This is a genomic window from Flaviflexus ciconiae (assembly GCF_003971195.1).
GTDB lineage: Bacteria > Actinomycetota > Actinomycetes > Actinomycetales > Actinomycetaceae > Flaviflexus > Flaviflexus ciconiae.
The window spans coordinates 2,278,013-2,302,920 of record NZ_CP034593.1 but is presented as its reverse complement, the minus strand read 5'-3'; the positions used below and the strand labels follow the sequence as shown (position 1 = coordinate 2,302,920).

The window sequence follows — 24,908 nt, the reverse complement described above, 5'->3', positions numbered from 1 at the left end:
TTTTCCTACTTCCTATTGCCGCTAGTAACGGGGCCTGAGTTCCCGTGGGATTTCCTTGATGCTTATATTCAAGCGAGCAGATATGAAGCGAAGAGGAGTTTCAGATGAGAAACCTTTCATCTTCCACTCAGGGTATTTTCAGCTCGGGCGCGTGCCGGATTATCTAGCACTTCTGCGACTATGGAGGAGGGTCATACCCTCATCAGCGCGTCCCGCTGTTTCAGAGAGCAATGGTGGGCTTAGTGTCCAGTACTCTCATCACGAGGGTCGGCAAATGGGATGTTGGCGACGCGGTAGGGCTCGACAAGCTGGTCGTAGGTTCCTTCGCCGAGACTGTCGCGGAGAATAATGCATGCAACGAGCGCGAGCGGACCTGTCACGCATGATGAGTTGGCAAGGAAGTACAGTGCCCGACATGCCATCGCATACTGGCCGTCAAAGACCGTCCCATCAAAGATACATTCAATGAATCCGGTTTCATGACGAGTCCGAGAATAGTCGGCAAGTACCTGTCTACCGGTTTGCTCGACGGCGTGGAATGAGTCTTTTCCTTCATCGTCGAGAAACAGGTACTGGTCGATCAGGTCTTCGATGGCTTTCCCGTGGGGGCCGAACACTGCCCAGTCGGGGAGCTCGTCGATGATACGAATCAGATGGCTGTCGACAAAGGTTCCTCGGAGCATGAGGGACGGCCATTCCGGATAGTCGATGATGGCACCGAGGTGCTCGCTTGCCGGGTGGATTGCTCCGCCGGGATTTTCTGCAAACATCGCAAACCGATCTTGTGCGAGCGTCTGCGCATTGACGAGGTCGCCAGGGAATGGCGGCAGACCCTGCTGGCCCCGCTCCGGAATTGCGATATACACATCTGTGCCGATGTAACTCATCTGCATCGTTTTCCCCTGTTGCAGTTGTCCACAGCCTAGTCTGCACACAACCAATTGCCACGGGTGTCCGTACCTGCCTTATACGCGATCCGTTTACCCGACATTTTTGGACGCTCCATACCCCTTCGTCACCGACAATTTCCTGGCTTTGAATCACGGAACGAATCCCGCATTAGAGGAGTCTTCCCTGTAGGTCAAGGGTCTGGTACTTTATCTTGTCGGCAGTCCACCCGGAGGGCTCAGCCTACTTCACGCCAGGTCCACGTTTCTTTCTGAAAGCGACATTTATGCTCTGGAAGCTTATCCGCCACTATTTGCGGCCTTATTCGGGGCAGGTGGTTGCTGTCGTGGTCCTGCAGACCTTGACGACACTCGCCACGCTCTATTTGCCGAGCCTCAACGCCGACATCATTGATGAGGGTGTTGCCCTCGGCGACACGGACTACATTTGGCGCACGGGCGGGGTCATGCTTGTTGTTGCCCTCGTCCAGCTGGTTACGGCAGTTTTTGCCGTCTGGTTTGGTGCGCGCGCTTCGATGTCTGTGGGACGGGACCTGCGCAAGGCCGTCTACTCGAAGGTTGATTCTTTCTCATCGGAGGAGATCGCTAAGTTTGGCGCGCCGACTCTCATCACCCGTGGGACGAACGATGTGCAGCAGGTCCAGATGGTCCTGCTTATGACGTTGAACTTCGTTGTCATGGTGCCAATCATGTCCGTCGGTGGGATTGTCATGGCAATCCGGGAGGATCCCGGCCTGTCCTGGCTCGTGTGGGCGTCAGTTCCGGTCCTTCTCGTCATCCTTGTCATCCTCATGACGATCCTCATGCCGCTGTTCCAGAAGATGCAGGACGCGATCGACTCAATCAATGGCGTGATGCGCGAACAGATTATGGGTATTCGCGTTGTTCGAGCTTTCCGCCGCGAGCGCTACGAGACAGACCGGTTCACGGACGCCAACTCAACACTTACCGATATTTCGGTTCGTATCGGCCGGCTGTTTGTCATCATGGGACCGCTGGTCACGATCATTCTGCACCTGGCAACAGTAGCGGTCCTGTGGTTCGGCGGCCACCGTGTCGATCAGAACTTGGTCGACGTCGGTTCACTGACCGCTTTCATGCAGTACCTTTTGCAGATCCTGGTCGCTGTCATGATGGGTACCTTCATGTTCATGATTTTCCCGCGCGCGATTATCTGTGCCCGCCGTATCGGTGAGGTTCTGGACACCGACACCTCCGTCCTTGAGCCGACCAGTCCGCGGGTTCCCGATAGCACCGACGGTGCTGTCGAGTTTCGGAACGTTTCCTTCTCCTACCCGGGTGCCGACTCACCAGTTATTGACGAAATTTCGTTTACTGCCCGCCCGGGTAAGACAACGGCGATCATCGGTTCCACCGGTTCTGGCAAGTCCACTCTCATTAATCTTATTCCCCGGCTGTACGACACCACGGCTGGCGAGATTCTTATTGACGGTGTCCCCGTCAACAGCTTGAGCCGCAGTACGTTGACCGGGGCCGTGGGTCTCGTACCTCAGCGCCCCTACCTGTTCTCGGGTTCCGTTGCCGACAATCTGCGTTTCGGAGCACCCGGCGCTACTGAGGAGGACATGTGGGAGGCTCTCGATACTGCTCAGGCGACTGAGTTTGTGAAGGATCGCAGTACCGGTTCCGGGGATGCTCTCGCAACCGGGCTTGAGTCCGCTGTTTCCCAGGGCGGCACGAATGTGTCGGGTGGTCAGCGCCAGCGCCTCTGTATTGCGCGCGCCCTCACGGCCCGCCCCAGAATCTACCTTTTTGATGATTCGTTCTCCGCGCTGGATGTGACAACCGATGCGAATCTCCGGGCCGCGTTGAACAACTACACCGAGGGCGCCACCGTCATTATCGTTGCCCAGCGAGTCTCAACGATTACCGAGGCCGACCAAATCCTGGTTCTCGAGGAGGGCCGGATCGTTGACCGCGGAACCCACGAGGAGCTGCTTGCTAGTTCCGATACGTACCGGGAGATCGTGGATTCTCAGATCAGTCAGGAGGAGCTCGCATGAGCACCGATAAGAACGCCAAGAATGACGGCACGCTGACCGACCAGGAGATCGAGGAGCTACAGGACTCGGTTGACATGGGTGACTGGGGCGACGCTGCGCCGCCTCGCAAGGCGAAAGCATTTTGGCCATCGGCTATTCGCCTTTTGGGCCTGTTTGCTCGGGAACGAATTGCCCTGACCGTGGTTTTCATCATGGTGGTCATTGCCGTTGTTCTCAGCGTGTGGGCACCGTCCATCCTTGGCGACGCCATGAATGTCATCTTTGGCGGCTTCATTTCTTCCGGCATGCCGGAAGGGGTTTCTCGCGAAGATGTCATCGCGGGACTGGCCGCGGCCGGGGAAGCTCAGCTCGTCGACATGCTGTCCGGCATGCAGTTCACGCCCGGAGCGGGCATTGACTTCGGTGAACTTGGCCGGCTCATCGCCATCGTTTTGGGCATGTATGTTGTTGCCCAGTTCTTCATGTGGTTGCAGGGCAGGATTCTCAACGACATTGTCATGCGCATGGTGTTCCGCATGAGGGAGGACATTGAGAGGAAAGTTAACCGCCTTCCCCTGGCCTACTTCGATACGAACTCGCGCGGTGACATTCTGTCGCGCACCACGAACGATGTCGACAACGTGCAGAACGCGATGCAGCAGGCTTTCACCTCTGTCATCTACTCGGTTCTCACCATCATCGGCATCATCTTCATGATGTTCTCCCTGTCCTGGCAGCTCGCCCTTATCGCCCTCATTGCTCTTCCCCTGTCGGGAATTGTCGTCGGCATTATTGGCACCCGCTCCCAGAAGATGTTTACGAGCCAGTGGCGGCATACGGGCCGGCTCAACGGACATATCGAAGAATCGTTCACGGGCCACGATCTTGTGACGGTTTTTGGCCGCCAAGAGCAGATGGGTGAACGTTTCGATGAACGGAACGAGGAACTCTACGAGGCTTCGTTTAAGGCCCAGTTCTATTCGGGCATGATCATGCCGATCATGCAGTGGGTGAACTACCTCGGCTACGTGGGCATCGCCGTTGTCGGCGGTCTGCGTGTCGCCAACGGACAGATGACTCTCGGCGCCGTGACTGCTTTCATCCAGTACTCGCGCGAGTTTAACCAGCCGCTCGGCCAGGTCGCCGGCATGGCCAACATGCTGATCTCCGGCGTGGCCTCTGCCGAACGCATCTTCGAGCTTCTCGATGCTGATGAGCAGGATCCGGACCTGCAGGAACTTGCCGACCAGGGAGTCCTCGACCCGTCGGGACCCCAGCCGGCGATTCTCTCCGAGCCCGTAGAGGGCCGTATCGAGTTCGATCACGTCGCCTTCTCGTACAGTCCCGACAAACCTCTGATCACCGACCTGTCGCTCACGGCAGAGCCTGGCCAGGTCGTTGCAATTGTTGGTCCGACGGGTGCCGGTAAGACGACGCTCGTCAACCTCATCATGCGGTTCTACGAGATCCAATCCGGCCAGATCCGCCTAGACGGCGTCGACACGCTACTTCTCGAACGCGGTGAGCTACGCTCCCGGATTGGCATGGTCCTCCAGGACGCTGTCCTATTCGGCGGAACCATCATGGACAACATCCGGTACGGCCGGCTCGACGCAACTGACGAAGAGGTCATCGCAGCTGCAAAGGCCACGTATGTCGATCGTTTCGTTCACACGCTCCCCGACGGTTACGACACCATCATCGAAGACGGCGGCGAGAACATTTCCACCGGCGAACGTCAGCTGATCACAATTGCGCGAGCGTTCATTGCTCAGCCGGCACTGCTGATTCTGGACGAGGCAACCTCGTCTGTCGATACCCGAACCGAGCTTCTTGTTCAGCAGGCCATGGCGGCACTGCGAACCGACCGCACCTCCTTCGTGATCGCACACCGGCTCTCCACGATCCGCGAAGCCGACATCATCCTGGTTATGGAAGAAGGCGCGATTGTTGAGCAGGGAACTCACGAGGGCCTGCTCAAACAGGAGGGCGCGTACTACCGGCTCTACATGTCCCAGTTCACCCAGGGTGAAGACCCGGATGATGAGCCAACCCTGGACACTCCTGCTCTCCCCGAAAGCGGTGGCATGCCCTTCTAGTAGCTGAATGTCCTGGTAACAGAGGAGAATCCCCCTGCGGATCCCTCGGAATAGAGTGGTGGGACCTTGATCGTTTGGTCGAGGACCCACCACTCTTAATTCCCAGCTTGACGAACGCCGGTTCGGTCACTGTCACGACCTGGTCAATGAGGGTTCTGACCGGGGGCTGACCCGGCTAACACCTAAGGTCAGTTACTTGTCCGCGAAGCCTTCCTGCTCATCTGAAGTTGTACCGAATCCGGCGGCAACCGCACCGGCCACTCCCGCTTCGCCAATAGTGACGTTCTGCTGAGCGCTGCCGAGGTCGGCCGGCATACATCCGTCAGGTCCGCAGACGTCACCTTCGGCACCTTCAAGGGTGACGAGTTTGGAGAGGTCGAGCCCGTCAAAGCCGGAGGTCATGCGAGCTCCTTAACCTGGCGGAGAGCTCCGATGAACTGGTCAAGGCTGACAGCTCCGGGAATGGCAAGCTTCTGGTCAAGAAGAATGTAGGGAACTCCGTTGACGCCAAGTTGCCGGGCAAACTGCTGGTCCTGTCGCACCAGGGTCAGGTACCGCTCATCCTCCAGGGCAGCCGCTGCGCCTTCACGATCGAGGCCCTGCTGTTCTGCAACATCGAGGAGAGCCTCGGTGTCGAAAGGGTTGAGCTTGCCTTCGAAGTATCCGGTCTGAACTGCCCGGAAGTAGGCCACGCCCTTGTCGGTTCCCTGCTGGGTCGCGTACTGGGCGATCCGGTGGGCGGGAACCGTTGGTCCCATCATGCGGTCGGTTTCGTACGTGAGGCCTTCAACCTCCGCTATCTGGCGCATCTGACCTTCCATCTGCTCCACCTGCTCGCGGGCCACACCCTTGCCTGCCGCAAGGTGGTCCATGCCGCTCACGTGTTCGGTCACGGTGGGGTCAAGCTCAAACGAACGGAGCCGAATATCAGCGGTGATTCCTTCTTCTTCAAGTGCACGCCTAAGGCGGGCTTCGCCGATGTAGCAGAACGGGCACACGATGTCTGTCCAGAGGTCAATACGCATATCCGCGCTCATACTTCACCCATCTCTTGGTTGATCCACACCATGGTAAGCAAACCGGTTCTTATCCGGAACAGATTTGCTTATCAGCAGAAACGGGAATCTTCTATCAAGCATCGCCTGCCCCGGCTGTGGCAGACTCGATCTATGGCAATCTCTCGACCGGAACTCATGCCCGTTCTCCTCGGCACGGATGTTGGCACCTATTCGTGCGCGAGAATGTTCCACGAAGCTTTCGGATGCACTTCGGTCAGCGTTTCCGGCATGTCGCGCGGGTCTATTTCCCATTCGAACATCATCGATCCTGTCTATGTTGGTCGGGGCGGCACCCTCAATGATCAGCTCATGATCGAAACTCTCGAGAAGATCGCTGACACAGACCGAACCCCAATCATCATGCCGTTCATGGATCGGGACGTTGATCTTGTCCTCAACTACCGGGACCGGTTAGAGAAGGCCGGCTATGTCATTCCACTTGCACCCACGGAAACGGTCGAGCGAGCATCCGACAAGGCCGTCGTCAACGCGATCTGCAAAGAACGTGGGCTTCCCACAATAACAACGGTTCCGGTCCCCCTGGATACGGATGCAGGGACATGGCCGGGGCTCCTGGAATCGATTACGTTCCCCGCTGTCATTAAACCCCGCGATGGTGGGATGGACTACGGCAAGTTACAGTTCTCTGGCCAGCGCAAGGCCTATGACGCACCCGATCTGGATTCGGCCATGAAAACCCTGGCCAAGATCCAAGACGCAGGATTCGCGGGTGTCATGCTTGTCCAGGACATGGTGGTGGGTGATGACACGCAGTCATGGATTGTGACGGGCTATGTTGATTCCCGCGGCACCATCACCGCTATCGCCACCGGTCGCCAGATACTTGGCCTGCACCAGAGTTCATTCATTGGTAATGCCGGGATTATTCACGTCACCGACCACCCGGAACTCCGTCGAATAGCCGGGGAAATGATTGATGCTCTCGGACTTCGTGGCTTTTTCTCAATCGACATCAAGATTGATTCCCGCACCAATATGCCGCACGTTCTCGACGTGAATCCGAGATGGGGTCGCGGCTCCTACTATTCCGTGGTTGGAGGCGTAAACCTGGCCCGGGCTATGGTTGCCGACTTCATTGACGACATTGCGCTTCCTCCCATCGTTGCCGAAAAAGAAGGCGTTTATGCTTTTGTTCCACCGGTAACGGTGCTCCGCTGGGTCAGGGACAAGGACCTGCGTAGGCACCTTGTAAAGCTCATGCTTAAGCGCCGCCCAGTACACCCGCTCTCCTACTCGAAGGACCCCAATTTTAAGCGATTCGCCTACCGCTATGCTGCTGACTTCAACCAGCTCAAGGCGCTAATTCAGAATTACCCAACTCCGACGGAAACAACCTTCTAAGTCGGCCCAGTTCAAACTTCTGATTATAGACCGCACAGGCAATCTGGCCGTCTTCACACTGCGGCAATCTGACGTACACGATTCTCCTAGTACCCCGAATCTCCGGACCCCAGTACCACGAGCCTCCGGGGATTCTGGAGAACGTAACCCAGCATCCAGTGGGAGTTCTAGGTGACTGCCCGTAGAGGATCCGTCACCCAGCACCTTCGAATCATTTCAGGGGGATTGCGCCGACACGGATGAAGAACTCGCGTACTCGCTCACGTGCAGTTTCGCGAACATCCCGGCCTTCAGAAATTGCCTGTACAGCAGCGCCGTCAACAATCGTCAACACGAGTTGGGCCGAAACAGAACTTTTCATCCACGACAGGACCTGCTCAATGGCCTCATCAAGAAGGTTTCGGCTCTTGTTGTACTGCTTGTGCACTTCCGGGAATTCCGTGGCCGCAACCAGTTGGACGTAGTGGTTCTCCAGATTTTCATCCTCGGGGAGGCAGGCTCGCAGGATCACATCAACAGCTTGATCCACCGACTGCGGCGGACCGCTCTCTTCGAGAGTTTCAACAACACGGTTAGCGCGAGCGACCCAGCGACCAAAGTTTAAAGTAGCGGCCTGCCCCAGCAGGTCGTCGAGCCCCGTAAAATAGTACGTTGTCGCAGAAAGGGAGGCTGACGCTCGCGTCGCCACTTTTCGATGAGTTACGCCCGCAGGCCCTTCTTCATTGAGTATCTTTGCGGCAGCCTCCACGATGGACTGCCGTCGCTGCTCGCCCTTAGTCAATCGCGCCGACTCGGTCACGCTTCTTCCCTCCTCCGCCACTTGCGCCTACTACGTGCCCGATCCTAACCCAAAGCCATGGTCAAACCGGGGAACCATGCAGATCTGCCAGTCCGCGAACTCGTGGCATAATCTGCTTTTACCCGAAGGTCCCAAACCAATAATCGCACAGAATGGTACGCTTGTGCTAGAAATTTTGAGATGAGGTCAGGGACGATCGCATGGATAATTCTTTAGCTACCACAAGTGTGAACGATAAGGACTCGGCAGCGCAGGTCGAAGACGTGTCTGCCGACTACGACACGCTTGTCCGAAACAATGCCCGGCTGGCATCGGCGTTGCGCGCCTCTCGTCAAGAGCTAGCAGCTCTTCACGACCAGGTCCGCCAGCTAACTACCGCACCCAACACGTTTGGCGTCATCGCAGCCACCAATAAGCCAGAGCGCACCGTTGATGTCATTGTTAGCGGTCGGAAACTTCGTTGCGCCGTGGCGGATACCGTACCCCGCGCCTGCCTTTATCCCGGTCGCGAGGTTATTCTCAACGAGCATATGTGCGTGATTTCGAGCGAGAGCTTCGACGAAGTTGGCGATCTTGTCATGGTCACGGATTTCTTGAGCGATAATCGCATCACCGTGCGGGTACGAGACGAGGAAGAGAAGGTGCTCCGGCTCGCCGAGAGTCTCATTACCGCCGGAGGGAAGCCGAAGGTTCGGCCCGGCGACACTGTTCGTGCCGACGTGCGGGGCGGCTTTGCCTACGAACGACTTCAGCGGGAAGACACCGAAGAACTGATGCTCGAAGAGATCCCGGACGTCGACTACGCCGATGTTGGTGGACTGAGTGGCGCAATCTCAGATATTAGAGAGGCAATCGAGGTTCCGTTCCTTTACCCCAGTCACTATCGTGCCCATCAGCTCCGAGCACCCAAGGGCATCCTGCTCTACGGCCCACCCGGGTGCGGCAAAACCCTGATCGCAAAAGCTGTCGCAACTTCCCTGGCGCGCACAGCGGCAGCAAGATCCGGCGAATCAGAGGCGCGGTCGTACTTTATTTCGGTCAAGGGACCGGAGCTACTCACCAAGTATGTTGGCGAAACCGAGCAACAAATCAGAAGAATCTTTTCCCGTGCCCGGCAACGCGCAAAGGGCGGCATGCCGGTCATTGTGTTCTTCGACGAGATGGATTCCCTGTTCCGCACGCGCGGGACCGGTCGGTCCTCCGATGTTGAAACAACGATCGTGCCTCAGCTCCTTGCCGAACTTGATGGCGTTGAAGAGCTGGAAAACGTCATCATTATCGGCGCTACGAACCGTGAGGACATGATCGATCCCGCTATCATCCGGCCGGGTCGCCTCGATGTTAAGATCAAAATCTCACGCCCAGACAAGAAGGCAGCTGCCGATATTCTCGCCAAATATTTGGTACCGGAACTGCCGCTCGCCGACTCCGAGATTGCCCGTGCCGGCTCTCGCGAAGGAGCTGTTACCTCCCTTATCCAAACGATCGTCGACAGTCTTTACGTGCGCAGCAACGATTCCGCACTGGTCGAAGTCACGTTCGATTCAGGCGACACCGAGATTCTTTATGCTCAAGATTTCTCTTCTGGAGCGATGCTGACAAACATTGTGGATCGCGCAAAGAGACTGTCAATTAAGGACCAGCTCAATGGACTGCCTGGCGGGATCTCCTGCGAACACATTCTGCAAGCCGTGACCGCCGAAGTCAGTGAGAATGCAAGCCTTCATTCAACCGGGACCCTTGAGAACTGGGAAAGAATCATTGGTCGCCGCGGCCAACGCATTTCGCGGGTCCACCTTTTGAGGAACACATGACCGTTCGAAGAATCATGGGGATAGAGACCGAATATGGAATCTCGCACCCCGATAATCCTGAAGCAACCTCCGAAGCAATGTCGAGGGAGATCATCTCCGCATACACGCGGGCTACCAGCAAGCTCGGTCACACCGACGATGTGGCATGGGATCTAGCGGGCGAAATGCCAATGTTGGACACTCGCCACCCGACCATCAGTCGGGAGCATATCGCCAGTCGAAACAACATCCATCAGGTAGCATCTCTCACCGCACAAGAACGATCGTGGCAGCGAGGCACCACGAAAGTTTTGCACAATGGTGCCCGTTTCTATGTTGATCATTCCCACCCCGAATATGCTTCGCCAGAGTGCTTAGGGCCCCGTCAAACAGTTATGTACGACAGGGCGGGCGAGCTCGTCATGCAACGGGCAATGGCCCAGTTGCAGGAAGAGACCGGCACCAGCCCCGCAATCTACAAGAACAATGTTGACGGTAAAGGCTCATCGTATGGCTGTCACGAAAACTATCTCGTTGACCGAGCAGTACCTTTCGACGACATCGTAGCCGCCCTCATCCCGTTCCTCGTCACCCGCCCAATACTTGTAGGGGCGGGCCGGGTAGGACTCGGACAGGCGTCCGAGGAAGCCGGATACCAGATGTCACAGCGTGCGGACTACATCGAGTCAATCATCGGACCAAACACGACGTACGATCGGCCGATCGTCAATACGAGGGATGAGCCGCACGCCGAGCCGCACCTTCATCGCCGGCTCCACGTGATCAGCGGAGACGCAAACTGCGTACCGTCAAACACGCTTCTCAAACTTGGCATGACATCACTTCTTCTGTGGGTACTCGAAACGAACGGTTTGCCAGATGAGTGGAAAGCTCTTGAGCTGAAGGACCCCGTTGCGGCCGTGAAGGTCGTATCTCGCGACCTCTCGCTGTCGCAGGAGCTTGAACTTGCGGACGGTAACCGGATGACAGCCCTGGATATTCAAAGCACGTACCAGCGCACGGTGGATGCGTGTCTCATCGAGTACCACAACGGCCGGAGCCCCGATGTGGAGACGTCCGACATCCTTTACAGGTGGCGGGACATGATCGGTTTACTCGCTGACGATTGGCGGCAAACGGTTGGCGATATCGAGTGGGCAACAAAACTTGCCCTGCTCGAGGCACGGCGCTCCCGCGATGGTCTCGACTGGGACGCTCCCGAGCTTATGGCTATGGATCTTCAATGGAGTGACGTACGCAAGGAGAAATCTCTACCGGATAAGCTCACCGAGCGAGGGATCCTTGAAACGATGGAAGCAGATTCATGGATTGAGCACGCTGAGTTCACTCCCCCGGCCGGGACACGAGCGTGGTTCCGTGGCGAACTCATTCGCCGGTTTCCTGGGCAGATATATTCAGCATCGTGGCATTCAATCGTTGTTGAACTCGATGGCGGTAAGCTCATCCGCATCCCCATGACCAGCCCCGACGCCGGGTCCGCGATGCAATTGGAGGATAAGCTCAACGCCTGTCAGTCTGTCGAAGAGGTTCTCGACCTGGTTGGCGGCACCGGGCAAAACACTCTTGCCGACCCAGATGTCTACGCGAAAGTTGGAGCACGATGACTGAGAACCAGAGTTTTAAACACCGTCAGGATCGGGAGCCGGAAGGTAGCGAGCCACCACCCGTACCATCATCGGCTGCCGCCCAGGATTTCAGTGCCGTCCTCAACGACATTGATGACATCCTCGAGGAGAATGCCGTGACATTCGTCCGAGGCTTCATTCAGGAGGGCGGTCAGTGACCCGTTCGGGCCACCTTCCCCGCATCCTGGGGCTCGAGACCGAGTATGCAATTGTCTCGCATCGGATCATCCCGGAGCAGGGAAAGGACACTTCCCCGCTGTCACCCGCGGAATGCATCGACGAGCTTTTCCGCGGCACAAGCACCCAGAATCGCGCACGCAACCGCTATTTGTCCAACGGGGGAAGGCTATACGTGGACCTCGGATCTCACCCGGAGTATGCGACGGCCGAATGCTCCAATGCTCGCGATGTAGCGGTTAATGATCGTGCAGGTGAGCACCTTCTACTCGACCTATTGAACGCCGCGAACGAACGGCTTGCAATAAAGAACATTCGACTTCATTTACTCAAGACCAACACCGATTCGGGTGATGCGACGTTCGGGTGTCACGAGAACTATCAGGTCTTGCGAGAAACCATTGAGTCTCTCGACCCGGGCTTCATTTCCTTTCTTGTCACCCGAATCATCTTGACGGGTGCGGGCGGCATTGACGTCAAGGGGAATTATGTCCTCTCCCCGCGCGCGTTTCACATTCACCAGGTGACCTCGGCAGATCCCACCAAGCAACGCCCCCTTATCGTCACCCGAGAGGAAGCACATGCTGATGCGGAAAAGTATGCCAGGCTGCAGGTGACATTCGGTGACTCAAACATGGCCGAGACCGCAACCGAGATGAAGCTACGCTACACATCCACCGTTCTCGACTATCTCGAAGGCGGGGGCACACTCGCAGACCTCGCACTGGCAGACCCAATCGCTGCCCTCCGAGACACATCACGACTGGGCCCCGACACGGCCCTCGATCTCGCCGACGGGGGCACGACGACAGCCCTCAAGTTACAAGAGCATGTCCTGCAGCGGTGCGAAGAACAGGGCAGTAGCGAACTCTCGGATATCCGCCACATGATCAATTGCCTCAAGGCTGGCGATAGCCGGTCAATTTCAGACTCGGTGGACTGGATCTGCAAACGCGGTCTTCTCACGCAAGCCGCGGCGAAGCATCAACTTGATTTAGCCTCCCCTCTTATTTCTCGACTTAACCTGGCCTTCCATGACATCGATGAAAAACACGGCCTCGCGGATCGGCTACGGCGAGCAGGGAACCTGAAGACACTCTTTGATCCGGAAGAGATCGCAAGCGCCAAAACCAATCCGCCGGGCGATACTCGTGCTCGAGTCCGCGGGTACTTCATTTCGGAAGCCGACAGGCTGGAACTCCAGTACTCGGTGTCGTGGACCCACGTCCGGCTAGATTCACCTCCACAACCCCAGATTGACCTGATGGACGCGAGTAGTAGCCAGGACAAACGCGTTGCTGCCCTCGTCGAGAAGATGAAGACTCTTCCGCCGCAAACACTGAGCGCCCTTGCCCGACTGAAGGCTGGACTCGGACCACTGCATTAAGGCCTAACCCGATCGATCTACCCGCAGCCATGTGCAGTTGAATCAGTCGCGTTATCACCGCGCGGGAGTTCGATGACAGACACTTCTGTCGGAAGTTCCAACCGATAGGAACCTCCCACAGAAATCGGTATTGCCAGCTATCTCTGCCACCCCTTCAATGAGGATCATTCCAACGCTTGACCCACAGCGCTTTTGAACGGTAGCCGCATCGTCTTTGGATGCGGCTACGGCAAGCGTCCCCAATGCACGAGTGTGCGGTTTTGATCGCCTACGTTGTACGGTTCAACGCTCTACGTGAAGTGCTGGATCAACTTCATCTGACCGCTTTCTTCGGTCTCGCGCGACCTGAAGAAGGATTGGCCCGATACCTCCGATGATAATGAGCAGACCACCGACACTACCGACGACAGTCATCGCTTCGCTCCAGACAAGGGCACCCAGAATCAAGGCGACGACACACTCCCAGTAGGCGACGGTGGACAATTCCACCGCAAGAAGATGTTTGCCTGCCACCGGTAGCAGCCCGATCGCCATGAGGCCGGATACCAGGAAGAGAACAACAGCCCACGCCCAATGGTTACCTTCCATGACTTCAATAGGGTTGGTCGGGTCGATCGCAATGAGCCAGTAGATCATAATGACTAACGCGCCAACAATGCCGAACACAAAGTTCCAGAATGAGCGAACTTCGAAAGAAATGTCGGGGCGGTAACGGTAGAAGAACAGCGCGAGACCGTAGAAGACACCCGAAGCAAGACCAAAAATATCGCCCATGGTCTTGTTTGGAAGCTCAGGATTTACTGAGAGGCCAAGTCCAAATGTAAGACCCGTTTCAGGACTGAAGGCTACAAGCCCCACCATCATCAGCATGCCGATGAAAACAAGACCAAGGAACACCGCATGGGATTTGCCTATTCGTTCCTTCAGGAAGATCGCGGCAAGGATCGCCGAAAACAGTGGACCGGTGTAAATCAGGAATACGGCGTTGGCGATCGTCGTCATGAGTGTCGCTGAAACAGAGAAGGCAAGGCTAGCCCCAATGCAGAAACCACCAGCTAATACTGCAAAGGAAATCCGCGTCCTACGGGGCTCAGGAAGTTTCTTGACGAGCGCAACAATCAGGAGCATGCCGAGGGCCCCGACTGTCATGCGTCCGATCGCAAGAAAATCACCCGTGATATCGCTGACCCCGGTTTCAGGGTTCACCGGCGTTGCGAGTCAGCTAAAGGTACCGACCAGCCCCATTCCCGTTGCCGAGATGATGATCGCTGCGAAGCCAAGTTTCTTGTTTGGGGCACTCGTTACAGCTGTAGAATCAGTTTGCGTCGCCATTATTGAATCCTTACGTTAACTTCAGCATCGTTGCTGATGAGTAAATTCGGTATGAGATCCCGCCTAGGACGGTACGGTTTCCGTCCTAGGCGGGATTGTTTTGCCCCACGTCTGTCTTTGGCTACTTCTGCTCCGCTTCCCCAGGCTCGTCCCGTACGGACGGGTCGAGCCCAAGATCGACGGGGTCGATGGAGGGATGGATGTTCGGTGCCGCAAGTTGCTCCGGGTCACGCTTGAGACGGTTCGCGCGCTTTACAGTCATCCCAATCATGAGAATGATGACAAGCGTGTACGGCACGGCCCCGATGATTGTTCCCGTTTGCACGGTGCCCACAACATCTTCGCCACCAATGCTGAGTAGCAGGAGCGCGATACCAGCAATGCCAAGAACGAGTGCCGTGCGGTACGCCTTCGACGATTTACCGTCTGATGATGCGAAGCTCGAGAGGGCATGAACACCAGAATCTAGCGACGTGATGTAGTAGGTACCAACAAGAATCGTTGCTATGAGAAGGAGTATGAACGAGATTGGCCCGAGTGGGATCTCGTGCAGCATCGCAAATAGCCCGAGCGAGGTATCCTCCAGTGTTGCACTGGTAACGGAGCCACCTGACTGTTCGTCATAGTGAAGTGCAGATCCACCGAGCACACCGATCCATATCACGCAGATCAGGGTGGGAATGCCAAGCACGCCGGTAACGAATTCCCGCAGAGTTCGACCTTTCGAGATGCGGGCGATAAACGACCCGACAAACGGCGAGAACGCCCACGACCAGCACCAGATAAAGACAGTCCAGTTTCCGTTCCAGCTTTCAGTCCAGTTGAGCAACGGTTCGTGGTTGAGCTCGGCATCCGTCCACATGCCCATCCACGGCGCATTGAAGAGGAACTGGCCGACTGATTGCGGGACAACCGACAGGATATACAGGGTGGGCCCGAAGATTACCACGCCAACAACGAGCGCAATTGACAGGATCGAGTTGGTCTCGCTGATGATCTTCATGCCCTTTTCGATGCCGACATAAACACTGATCGCCGCGATAATGCCAATGACAATAATGACAACCGTGCGAATCGCGGTCGAATTTTGGACATCAAAAGTCTGGGAGATTCCCGATGAGAGTTGCATGGCAGCAAACGCAAACGAGGTTGACAGGCCGAAAACGGTTGCCAGGATGACGATAACTTCGATCACAATCCCCATACCGGGGCGGATTCTCTCCGGGAAGGCATTGATAACCGCATCGCGGAACGTCAGTTCCCGCTTCATATTGTGGAATGAGATTGCGAGGCAGATGGCAACGAGACAGTAAATTGCCCAGGCATGAAGGGACCAGTGGAAATAGGTCCACATGAGAGCACCATCATTTGCTGTCACACCGACCGAGCCGGCTAGCGGGTTGTCATTCTTTACGAGGATTGGTTCGGCAACGGACCAGAAAATTAGTCCGATTCCCTGCCCGCATCCAAACAGCATGGAGTACCACGCAAAGTTTCCATATTCTCGTTTGGCGCCCCTGCCGCCGAGCCGGATGTTTCCGCGACTCCCTAATGCCATATAGAGGCAGAATATGAGGGCCACGGTGGCAAGAAGGACCAGATACCAGGTCAAGCTGCCCGTGACGGTAGTTCTAAACGAATGGATGAGATTCGCTGCACCGGTTGCATTGAGAAGCGCAAGCGCGACGACTGCACCGATCAGGATAAGGCTGACAATGCGGATGATCGAGTTGTCGCGGTTACGCGCTCTCGCCTTTGCCTCAAGTCTCGCATCAAGGTGGCTGGCCGGGTCTGGCGGCTCACCCCGTTTTCCAGTACCACTAGTCATAATGCGTCACCATCACCTTCACTGCACGGACAGTTGCTCACGCAGGGCTTGGGACATCCCATCGACAACCGATTTTGTCAGTAGCCGACCCTTCTCTGCGGTCGAACCTGCGGCGGAGGAGAGACAACCCGACTCAGGTGTCCGGGATGGATCGACCGGGAAAGCATCAAAAGGCGGGAGTTCTGCAGCAGGCAGGTCCATCACCTTGTCCATGTGCACAAGATCCGGGTAGTACTCGAGCATGATGGACGTCTCCATGACGCCGCCGTGCTCCACGTCCCATCCGGGGAATCCATCCGGATAGAGTTCTGCAATGGTTTCGTCAGTGACGAAATCCCAGTAGGACAGCAACAAAATGGTGGGAGTCGTTTCACCAGAGTGCGCAATGTCCCTCATCGCCAGATCAACACCCTCGTAGAGGAACTGGTAGTTCTCGTAATGCCCGTTGATGAAACCGATCTTCTTGACGCCGTGTCGGTGGAACTCTCGCACGAGGGTGCGGCAGGTTTCAATGACGTGAGAAGCATCGAACCCGAACGAACCGATGATGTGGTTGCCGCCGCCGGAACGCTGCTGCGACTTGTATCCCGTCCAGATTGTTGGGCCAACCAATGCATCAATATTTTCCGCGGTTAGCTCTGCCATCTTTGTGGACAGCATGGCATCCGTGTAGAGCGGCATATGCGGCCCGTGCTGTTCGAGAGCGCCAACGGGAATGAGGACAATGGCCTCTCCGTCCTTGATGGCTTCCCGGTAGGAAAAGGCATCGAGGCGGGTAATGTTAACTTCTTTATTAACCATGATTTCTCCAATATTTGTGTTGAAGCGTTGAAGGCATCTCGCTAGTGAATCCCGGCCATTCCTTCAGGCGCATTTGCCCCTGCTGGTTTCTTCTTTCGCGTCGAGGCAAAGATTTGGAACAGTCCGCCAAAGAGGATGAGGCCGCCACCAAGTGCCTGCATGGCGGTCAGTGATTCGCTGAAGAGCGCGATACCGAGGATGGTTGCCATGATGGTTTCCTGGTAGGAGATTGTCGCGAGCTCGCCGGCAAGCAGGATCTTCGATGCCACAGTCAGCAGGTAGAAAGCGATGGCACCCGTAACGAATGCGGCGATGACGAGGACAATCCAGCCGCGCGTTGTCATTTCCGAAAGATCAGGCTGCGTTGCAAAGACCAGGATGAGAAGAGTGACGACAGCGAAGCCAAAGTTCGTAAAGGATCGCACGTCTGAATCAACATCTTGTCGGTATCGACTGGTAAAGAGGTAGAGGCCGTAGGCGAGACCCGATCCCAAGGCAATAAGGTTGCCCGTCATGTATTCAGGGTCGAGGTCGAGGCCGATCGTGAATCCGCCACCCGAGGAATAGTTGATGATTCCGATGATCAGGAGGCAGCCGATAACGACCGACGTGAGCGATACGGCAGTCACCTTCGTGAATGGTTCCTTCAGGAAGATACTGGCCAGAATTGTTGAGTAAATGGGACCTGTGTAAATGAGGAACGCCGCATTCGCGAGCGTTGTCATCTGGGTGGCAACAACGTAGAGGCCTGACAGAAGACCGAGGAAGATACCGCTCCAGACAATTGTCGGGGACATCTTTAGTTGCTTGAGCTTGAAGAATCGCTGAGTAAAGAGGAAAATCAGCGTCATCATAATAAGGCCCGCGAGGCTACGGCACAGGGCGATAAAGATGCCGGGGGCCTCAATGTAGCGCGAAAATGCGCCAATACCACCCATGGCACTTGACGATAGGAACATCGTCACGAAGCCCTTGATCTTGGTACTGGTCTCGGTAGTTGCCATGAGTGGCGCTCCTTCGAGTGGAGGGCGTCATTGCCCTGTGGGTTATCGCCGCTATCAGCCGGCGACAGGTTTCGGTGTGGTTCGAGGGACCAGATTGCATCAGTGTAGCCTCGTCACTGGCCCTCGCGAATGACTATGGAGTTTGAACTTGGGTTTAGAATTGGTGGGGTTGCACTTTGGGGGAGCCGGTTGTTGTCCCGGCTCCCCCAAGCCCATGCTGGCGGACTAGACGAGTGTCGGATCCTCGACCTGGGTCGAGAAGTAGTCCTCGCAGTCGCCTTCGCGGTAGACGTCTGCCGTGGCACAGTGGAGGCCACCGCCGAAGGCGTAGGCGTCACGGAAGTCAACCGGGATCGGGTTCATTCCGAGCTTCTCCATCTGCTCCAGCTGGTGGACCTCGGAGGCCTCAACGATCACGTTCTTGTGGTCGAGTACGAGGCAGTTCATCGAGAGCCACACGGAGGAGTAGCACAGCGGCGGCGGCTCCTTGTGGGCGGGCGGTGCCGCATCCACAATCTGCCAATCGTTCGCTTCGAAGATCTTGCGCTGCTCTTCGGGCAGACGACGCTCGGGGTTGTTGATGATGAGGCCCGGGCGAAGTGGCACGAAGGTCGCGTCGATGTGGATCGGGTAGGGGTCACCCGGGAAGTTCACTGCGTGAATGCGGTGCTCCGGGTAGTAGCGCTTGAACCACTCCATGGCCTTACGGTTGGTGGTGAGGCCGTGCTGGATGAAGAGGTCCTTGCCGAGACGCAGTACGTCAGCAGCGTCCCACATCGGCTCTGCTTCGGTGGTAACGAAGTCGAGGTTCGCGGTGCGCTCGAGGCGCTCCTCCAGGGTGATCTGCTCATCGTAGTAGTTGTGCTTGTACGACTTGTCGGTCAGACGGGGGCGCGGGGCCTGCGACCACTTGAACTCCGGGTCCTCCTCGAAGTACTGGTTCATGAGAGGCCAGTATGCGAGGTACTCGAAGTAGCGGCAGCGGAACGAGTTGGCGGATGCCATGATCTCGTTACCCATGGTGAGCAGGATGTCGCGGGGCGGCATCTGGGTCTGGCCTGAGGGCACCCGGAAGTCGGGGGTCATCATGGCCTGGTTCCACTGGATTGGAGTTGGGCGGTCAACCTTAACTCCGCGGTTCTCCAGTTCCTTTGCGAGGCGGTCGAGTGCTTCGTTTGCCTTCTCCACGGTTTCGGTGGGACGGGGGCCCCACATACCGCGCATCTCCGAGTCGACAGGGACCTTCTCTGAGGTTGCCGGCTCTTCATCGGGGATGACCGTGAAGTCAGCCTTTCCGACAATGACATGCTTCAGCGGGTCAAAGTCGTTCCATGAATTGACGATTTTCGTCATGGTTACTTTCCTCCTGGTATCAACACCGTTGTTGGTGCTGGAGTTCTGCGGAGATTGCTCCCCGCCTGGCTAGAAGGACGTTCCTTCCAACCAGATGTTTGTTATTCGGTTATCTTGTCGGGATTGAATGTATTGGGGCGTCCGTCGACAACTCCGCCGTAGTAGCCGCCGGGGGTGATGATGGTGCCGGCCTCGCCGTTGATGATCTTCACGCAGTCCTCAAGACGGCCGATCGCAGCGACATTGCCGGTCAGCTCGACGAAGCGGCATGCAGCTTCAACCTTCGGTCCCATGGATCCTGCAGCGAATCCCTTCGACCGCATCATTGCCGGTGTGGCCGAACGGATCTCCGTCTCTTCGGGAGTTCCGTAGTTATCGAGTACCGCCGGCACGTCAGTGAGGATCATGAAGATGTCTGCGTCGAGTGCCTCGGCAAGGACTGAACCTGTCAGGTCCTTATCGATAACTGCTTCAATGCCAACCCGGTTGCCTTCTTCATCGCGAACAACGGGGATACCGCCGCCACCCGAGCAGACAACGACAGCTCCCGAATCGACGAGCGTGCGGATGATCCGGGTCTCAACAATCCGTTGGGGCTGCGGAGAGGGGACTACGCGACGCCAGTACTTGCCGTCTTCGCGCATGACCCATCCGCGTTCCTTCTCGAACTGCTTTGCCTCATCCTCCGTGTAGACGGCACCCACGAACTTCGTGGGGTTCTGGAAGGCGGGGTCGCCAGCAAGAACAAGCGTCTGGTTAACAATTGAAGCAATGGGCCGATCGGGCAATCTATTCTGGAGTGCCTGCAGCATCCAGTACCCGATCATTCCCTGGGTCATCGCACCGAGCGTGTCAAAGGGGTACGGCTCGGATAGTGAGTCATCGTTCGCTGACTGGAGGGCGAGAACACCCACCTGGGGACCGTTGCCGTGTGTCAGGACAAGATCGTGCTCATCAGCCAGCAGCCCAAGCGAGTTGACAGCCGATTTCACGTTCTCGATCTGAGGGTTGGCATCGGGCTTCTGACCACGTTCAAGAAGCGCGTTGCCTCCCAAAGCTGCAACGATTCTCATGTCACTCCTCACCAAGCGTGGCGACCATGACGGCCTTGATGGTGTGCATGCGGTTCTCTGCCTCGTCGAAGACCAGGGAGTCTTCCGATTCGAAGACATCGTTGGAGACTTCGAGACCGTCGAGGCCAGTCTTCTGGAAGATGTCTTCACCAACCGTGGTGTTGCGGTCGTGGAATGCCGGCAGGCAGTGCAGGAACTTCGCGTCCTTGCCCGTTGCGTCGAGCAGTTCACGGTTCACCTGGTAGGGCGAGAGCTGCTTAATACGCGCATCCCATACTTCGTCCGGCTCACCCATGGAAACCCAGATGTCGGTGTAGATGAAGTCGCAGTCCTTGACGCCTTCCTTCGGATCGGTTTCGTAGGTGATCTGTGCACCGGACTTCTCGGCGAGCTTGGCTGCGAGTTCCCGAACCTCGGGGATGGTCTCAAGTTCCTTGGGGCCGACCATCTTGACGTTCATGCCGATCAGGGCACCACCAACGAGGAGCGAGTTGGCGACGTTATTGCGAGTGTCACCAACGAAGGCGAAGGTGATCTCGTTGTAGGGCTTCCCGGATGACTCATGCATCGTCAGCTGGTCGGCGAGGACCTGGGTGGGATGCCAGTCGTCGGTGAGGCCGTTCCAGACGGGGACGCCGGCGAGCTTCGCAAGGGTTTCTACGTGCTCCTGCTTATGTCCGCGGAATTCGATTCCATCAAACATCCGGCCGAGGACGCGGGCGGTATCCTCAACGGATTCCTTGTGTCCCATCTGCGACCCACTCGGATCAAGGTAGGTGATGTTGGCACCCTGGTCGTAGGCACCGACCTCGAAGGAGCAACGGGTCCTCGTGGAGGTCTTCTCGAAGATCAGAGCGATGTTCTTGCCCTTGAGGTACTGCTTCTCAGTACCGGCCTTCTTCGCCGCCTTGAGCTCAGCTGCTAGTTCAAGAAGGTAGAGCCACTCTTCTGGAGTGAAGTCGACTTCCTTGAGAAACGGTCGGCCTTTCAAATTGATGGTCATGAGCCATGGTCCTTTCAATACGGGAGGGTGTTGGTTAGATTTCGTCTCGAATAGTTGGGCAACTCATGCACCTGGGGCCACCGCGGCCACGGCCGAGTTCTCCACCTGGCATGGTGACGACTCGCACTCCCTCGGATTCCAGGTACTCGTTGGCTGTTACGTTGCGGTCGTAGGCAACAACGACGTTCGGTTCGAGGGCGAGCACGTTGCAGGAGTCGTTCCACTGGCCACGTTCGGCTGCGAAGTCGTCTTCCGGGGTGGTGAGGATACGAACCTCGGGAACATCGAGGGCCTTTGCGAGAACCTTGTGCATATCTTCGCCGGGGGCGGTCTCGACGTTGATCTCTCCCGGACGACCACCCTTGGTGATCGTCACGGTAGGAAGCATTCCAAGGTGGGCGTATTTGAGGAACGTCGTCTCGTTGACCATTGTCATAACGGTGTCGAGGTGCATCTGCGCACGCTCACTCTTCATGAGGACACCGATGACGCGCTGTGCTTCACCGTTCCAGAGGAGGCTACGAGCAAGGCGTTCAAATCCGGCTGCCGTGGTGCGTTCAGAAATCCCCACGAGAACGGCACCGTTGCCGATGACCTCAACATCGCCACCTTCGATCGTCGCAGCCCTGTCTGCCATGCCGCCGGACCACTTCTTAAAGTCCTCGTCCCTGAACCTGGGGTGCCACCGGTAGATCGCTTCGAAGTTGATGGTTTCGCGCTGGCGAGCAACCTTCTGCATGGAGTTAATGGAGACACCATCGAAAACCCAGCAAGAGGTGTCGCGGGTGAAGAGGTGGTTGGGGAGGCAACGGAGAACCATGAAGTCGTTCTCTGCCCGAGCAAGATACGCCGAGTCCGACCGACCCATAATAGCAACAAGCTCAGTCTTGGTGATGCCGGCAATGACCAGCTCGGCCAGATCCTTGGGCGACAGGCTATCCGCGTACTCCCGCATGATCTGCGTGCCGTTGATGCCGTACCACCGCTCTTCAAACGTCTCATCGCTCACGTAGTGGCGGGCCTGTGGGTTTTCGAGCGTTTCGGCTAGCAGCTCTTCGACGTAGAGAACCTCGACGTCCTCTTTACGCATCGAGGCAACAAAATCATCGTGTTCTTCCTGGGCCTTCTGAGTCCACAGAACATCATCGAAAAGCAGTTCGTCTTTATTAGTAGGGGTAAGGCGGTCCATCTCGCGCCCAGGGCGGTGGACAATTACCTGGCGAAGCTTTCCTACTTCAGATGCAACGCGGAATGTCATCGGGGATCCTCTCGTCATTGAGATTGATTGGCACGCCATTAGTCTGAACCCGATTAGTACGCGAGTGCTAGGACTTTAGTACTTGCGTACTTAATGTTTTGTCGCCCACAAAATTTGGACCGCGCAATTCGAGCTGTGAATGACGCAACTTTCCGCGACAATTCAACGAACTTGAGCACTTTCACACGAACGCACGCAAAGGGGAAAATAGGACCGCAAAAAGGTGCAGAGGTAGTTGCACGATTGCCAACCATGTTCACAGGAGCACTTCGCCACACCCTCATAAGCACGCACAGGGCCTTCATCTTGGCAGGCTCCGAACCGCCCTTCACATTCCACTCAATTCCCCAATTTCCCGGCACTGAGGGAATTAAGAACAGTAGCTGGCTCGTAGCACGCCCGCGGAAGCATCCAATCCGAACCGGGCACCTTCGAAGCCATGCGCAACCGCAGGCCACTCCCCAAGCCCCCGATACAACTTCTCGTTAGCACTGCGAGACCCAAAGGCCCGAGCCAGGCGATAACTCTTACGACCGGTCAGAGGACCGGCGCCCCAACGACCGGTCCAACGATCGGCACCCTCCACCACCGACCGACGGCGCATGCCGCACCGCGAGAAGGTCATGATCTTCCTGGGGCGGGGCATAATGGTCCCATGCGTTTTACCCGACTTTCTCAGTCCGCCTACGCCCGCTTCATCTATAGCCAGGAGCGGGTGCTTTTCCCGCAACTCCCCGGCTATGCAGAGGAGAGGCGTTCTGAAGGTGCCGAGATTCTCGAAGTCGGGGTTGTGGACGACGTGGACGGCGAAGAAAAGATTGTGGCCGCCGCTCTGCTCCGCTACCAGCCGTGGATGAAGGTATTTAAGCGGATCAATATCGCTTACGGCCCGATCATGGACTACTCGAACCGGGATCTCGTTCGCTTCTTCTTCTCCGAACTCAGGACGTTTGCAAAGAAGGATAGGAGCGTCCTCTCGATCCGCTTCAATCCCCTTGTTGCGGAGAAGTTCTACGACGACATCACCCCCGTGGAGCACAATCCGGTTGCCGACACTTTCAAGGCGACCATGTCTGAGCTTGGCGGCATCAATGTGCAGAAGGAATTCTACGATTCTGCTGACATCCAGGCACGCTTCTTCTACACGAAGAACATTGCGGGAATGTCGTTCGATGACGTCATGAAGTCCGTTGGTCAGGTTGTTCGCACCGGATTCAACCGTGTCGGCACCCCGGGCGTCACCATCCGCTTCCTCGAAGCGGACGAGTTTGATGTTCTGGAGGAAATCCTCGACCACACGTCGGACAGGTCGGAGATGCAGAAGATCTCCGCGAATGCGATGGAGTTCTACAAGGGACTCAAGCGGGCCAAACCCGAGAAGGTCTTCGCCCCCGTTGCGACACTTAACTGCGACGACTACCTAGCTGGCGTCGAGTCGGAAGCCCAGGAGCTGCGAACCAAGGTCCGGGGCGTTGACGAGCAGGAGGCAATGCTTCAGGCAGAGGGCAAGAACCTCGCAAAGAAGCAGCGTACCGCGCGCAACGAGGCCAACAACCGGCTGAAAGTACTGGAGCGACGCGCTGATGAAACCCGCAAGCACCAGGCCGAGGCAGGGAACGAAATCGTTCTTGCCGGTTCTCTTTTTATTACCTGCCCGAATGAGCTTGTCTACCTCCTTTCTGGTTCCTACCGCGAATACCAGTCCTACTACGGCATTTACCTCATCCACCGAGCCATGTTTGAGTGGGCCACGGAGAACGGAATGGACCGCTACAACACGTTCGGAATCACGGGTATCTTTACCGACGACGCTTCGGACGCCGGCGTCCTGCACTTCAAGAGGCAGTTCAAGGGCGACGTTGAGGAATTTGTCGGCACCTGGGACATCCCGGTCCGCCCACGCAGGGCCCAGCTTCTCCGCACGCTCGGATAAGGCCGGAACCCATCGGCTGAGCGCCCCTCACATCAAATGGTGACGGCTTTCATGCGAACTGAGTTCGCACATTGCCCAAAAAGAGCGCTAT

General features: G+C 56.8%; 20 protein-coding genes. 8 read left to right on the top strand and 12 right to left on the bottom strand.

Annotation, left to right across the window (positions count from 1 at the left end; genetic code table 11):
• Positions 1–239: 239 nt before the first annotated feature.
• Positions 240–887: a hypothetical protein gene (locus EJ997_RS10070; protein ID WP_126704433.1), complete on the bottom strand. Its 648-nt coding sequence runs from the start codon at positions 885–887 to the stop codon at positions 240–242.
• A 287-nt stretch (positions 888–1,174) separates the two neighbouring features.
• Between EJ997_RS10070 and EJ997_RS10065 the strand changes: the two genes are divergently transcribed.
• Both EJ997_RS10065 and EJ997_RS10060 read left to right on the top strand, forming a co-directional pair.
• Positions 1,175–2,932 (top strand): ABC transporter ATP-binding protein, encoded by a 1,758-nt coding sequence (locus EJ997_RS10065; RefSeq protein ID WP_126704432.1) that lies wholly within the window; start codon positions 1,175–1,177, stop codon positions 2,930–2,932.
• Positions 2,929–5,010, top strand: a complete 2,082-nt coding sequence (locus EJ997_RS10060) for an ABC transporter ATP-binding protein (protein WP_126704431.1) — start codon at positions 2,929–2,931, stop codon at positions 5,008–5,010. Before EJ997_RS10065 ends, EJ997_RS10060 begins: the two co-directional genes overlap by 4 nt.
• A 192-nt stretch (positions 5,011–5,202) precedes the next feature.
• On the opposite strand, the gene EJ997_RS10055 is transcribed toward EJ997_RS10060, so the two are convergent.
• A complete protein-coding gene (locus tag EJ997_RS10055) occupies positions 5,203–5,412 on the bottom strand; it encodes a hypothetical protein (protein ID WP_126704430.1) in 210 nt (69 codons plus the stop codon).
• On the bottom strand, positions 5,409–6,035 hold the full coding sequence (locus EJ997_RS10050; RefSeq protein ID WP_164719942.1) for a DsbA family oxidoreductase: 627 nt from the start codon (positions 6,033–6,035) through the stop codon (positions 5,409–5,411). Before EJ997_RS10050 ends, EJ997_RS10055 begins: the two co-directional genes overlap by 4 nt.
• Positions 6,036–6,179: 144 nt before the next feature.
• Here EJ997_RS10050 and EJ997_RS10045 point away from each other — a divergent pair, with 144 nt between their 5' ends.
• Positions 6,180–7,430: a carboxylate--amine ligase gene (locus EJ997_RS10045; protein WP_164719941.1), complete on the top strand. Its 1,251-nt coding sequence runs from the start codon at positions 6,180–6,182 to the stop codon at positions 7,428–7,430.
• Between the two features lie 211 nt (positions 7,431–7,641).
• Here EJ997_RS10045 and EJ997_RS10040 read toward each other — a convergent pair whose 3' ends face one another.
• Positions 7,642–8,229, bottom strand: coding sequence for a TetR/AcrR family transcriptional regulator (locus EJ997_RS10040; protein WP_164719939.1), 588 nt, complete (start codon positions 8,227–8,229; stop codon positions 7,642–7,644).
• A 200-nt stretch (positions 8,230–8,429) separates the two neighbouring features.
• Here EJ997_RS10040 and arc point away from each other — a divergent pair, with 200 nt between their 5' ends.
• The 4 genes from arc to EJ997_RS10020 are packed head-to-tail and all read left to right on the top strand — an operon-like array spanning position 8,430 to position 13,232.
• Entirely contained in the window at positions 8,430–10,043 is a 1,614-nt protein-coding gene (gene arc / locus EJ997_RS10035; RefSeq protein ID WP_126704426.1) for a proteasome ATPase, read from the top strand.
• Positions 10,040–11,647 carry a depupylase/deamidase Dop gene (gene dop, locus EJ997_RS10030; RefSeq protein WP_126704425.1) on the top strand — a complete coding sequence of 536 codons (1,608 nt, stop codon included), beginning with the start codon at positions 10,040–10,042 and terminating at the stop codon, positions 11,645–11,647. Before arc ends, dop begins: the two co-directional genes overlap by 4 nt.
• Positions 11,644–11,826 carry a ubiquitin-like protein Pup gene (locus EJ997_RS10025; RefSeq protein WP_126704424.1) on the top strand — a complete coding sequence of 61 codons (183 nt, stop codon included), beginning with the start codon at positions 11,644–11,646 and terminating at the stop codon, positions 11,824–11,826. The genes dop and EJ997_RS10025 overlap by 4 nt, the downstream gene beginning before the upstream one ends.
• Positions 11,823–13,232 carry a proteasome accessory factor PafA2 family protein gene (locus tag EJ997_RS10020; RefSeq protein ID WP_164719937.1) on the top strand — a complete coding sequence of 470 codons (1,410 nt, stop codon included), beginning with the start codon at positions 11,823–11,825 and terminating at the stop codon, positions 13,230–13,232. The genes EJ997_RS10025 and EJ997_RS10020 overlap by 4 nt, the downstream gene beginning before the upstream one ends.
• A gap of 282 nt (positions 13,233–13,514) precedes the next feature.
• On the opposite strand, the gene EJ997_RS10015 is transcribed toward EJ997_RS10020, so the two are convergent.
• From EJ997_RS10015 to EJ997_RS09980, 8 genes are all read right to left on the bottom strand, one after another.
• Positions 13,515–14,438 (bottom strand): DMT family transporter, encoded by a 924-nt coding sequence (locus EJ997_RS10015; RefSeq protein ID WP_265936816.1) that lies wholly within the window; start codon positions 14,436–14,438, stop codon positions 13,515–13,517.
• A 247-nt stretch (positions 14,439–14,685) separates the two neighbouring features.
• The gene (locus EJ997_RS10010; RefSeq protein ID WP_126704422.1) at positions 14,686–16,392 is read right to left on the bottom strand and encodes a BCCT family transporter; all 1,707 of its coding nucleotides are present in this window, start codon (positions 16,390–16,392) and stop codon (positions 14,686–14,688) included.
• 18 nt (positions 16,393–16,410) lie between these two features.
• Complete coding sequence (locus EJ997_RS10005; protein ID WP_126704421.1) at positions 16,411–17,193, bottom strand: creatininase; 783 nt, start codon at positions 17,191–17,193, stop codon at positions 16,411–16,413.
• A gap of 41 nt (positions 17,194–17,234) precedes the next feature.
• Positions 17,235–18,197, bottom strand: coding sequence for a DMT family transporter (locus tag EJ997_RS10000; RefSeq protein WP_228201477.1), 963 nt, complete (start codon positions 18,195–18,197; stop codon positions 17,235–17,237).
• A gap of 225 nt (positions 18,198–18,422) precedes the next feature.
• Positions 18,423–19,550 (bottom strand): serine/threonine protein kinase, encoded by a 1,128-nt coding sequence (locus tag EJ997_RS09995; protein ID WP_126704420.1) that lies wholly within the window; start codon positions 19,548–19,550, stop codon positions 18,423–18,425.
• A 101-nt stretch (positions 19,551–19,651) separates the two neighbouring features.
• On the bottom strand, positions 19,652–20,623 hold the full coding sequence (arcC, locus tag EJ997_RS09990) for a carbamate kinase (protein ID WP_126704419.1): 972 nt from the start codon (positions 20,621–20,623) through the stop codon (positions 19,652–19,654).
• Between the two features lies 1 nt (position 20,624).
• Entirely contained in the window at positions 20,625–21,626 is a 1,002-nt protein-coding gene (argF, locus tag EJ997_RS09985) for an ornithine carbamoyltransferase (protein WP_126704418.1), read from the bottom strand.
• A 34-nt stretch (positions 21,627–21,660) separates the two neighbouring features.
• On the bottom strand, positions 21,661–22,884 hold the full coding sequence (locus EJ997_RS09980) for an arginine deiminase (RefSeq protein ID WP_126704417.1): 1,224 nt from the start codon (positions 22,882–22,884) through the stop codon (positions 21,661–21,663).
• Positions 22,885–23,539: 655 nt separating this feature from the next.
• Between EJ997_RS09980 and EJ997_RS09975 the strand changes: the two genes are divergently transcribed.
• Positions 23,540–24,817 (top strand): peptidoglycan bridge formation glycyltransferase FemA/FemB family protein, encoded by a 1,278-nt coding sequence (locus tag EJ997_RS09975; RefSeq protein ID WP_164719936.1) that lies wholly within the window; start codon positions 23,540–23,542, stop codon positions 24,815–24,817.
• The last annotated feature ends 91 nt before the right edge of the window (positions 24,818–24,908 follow it).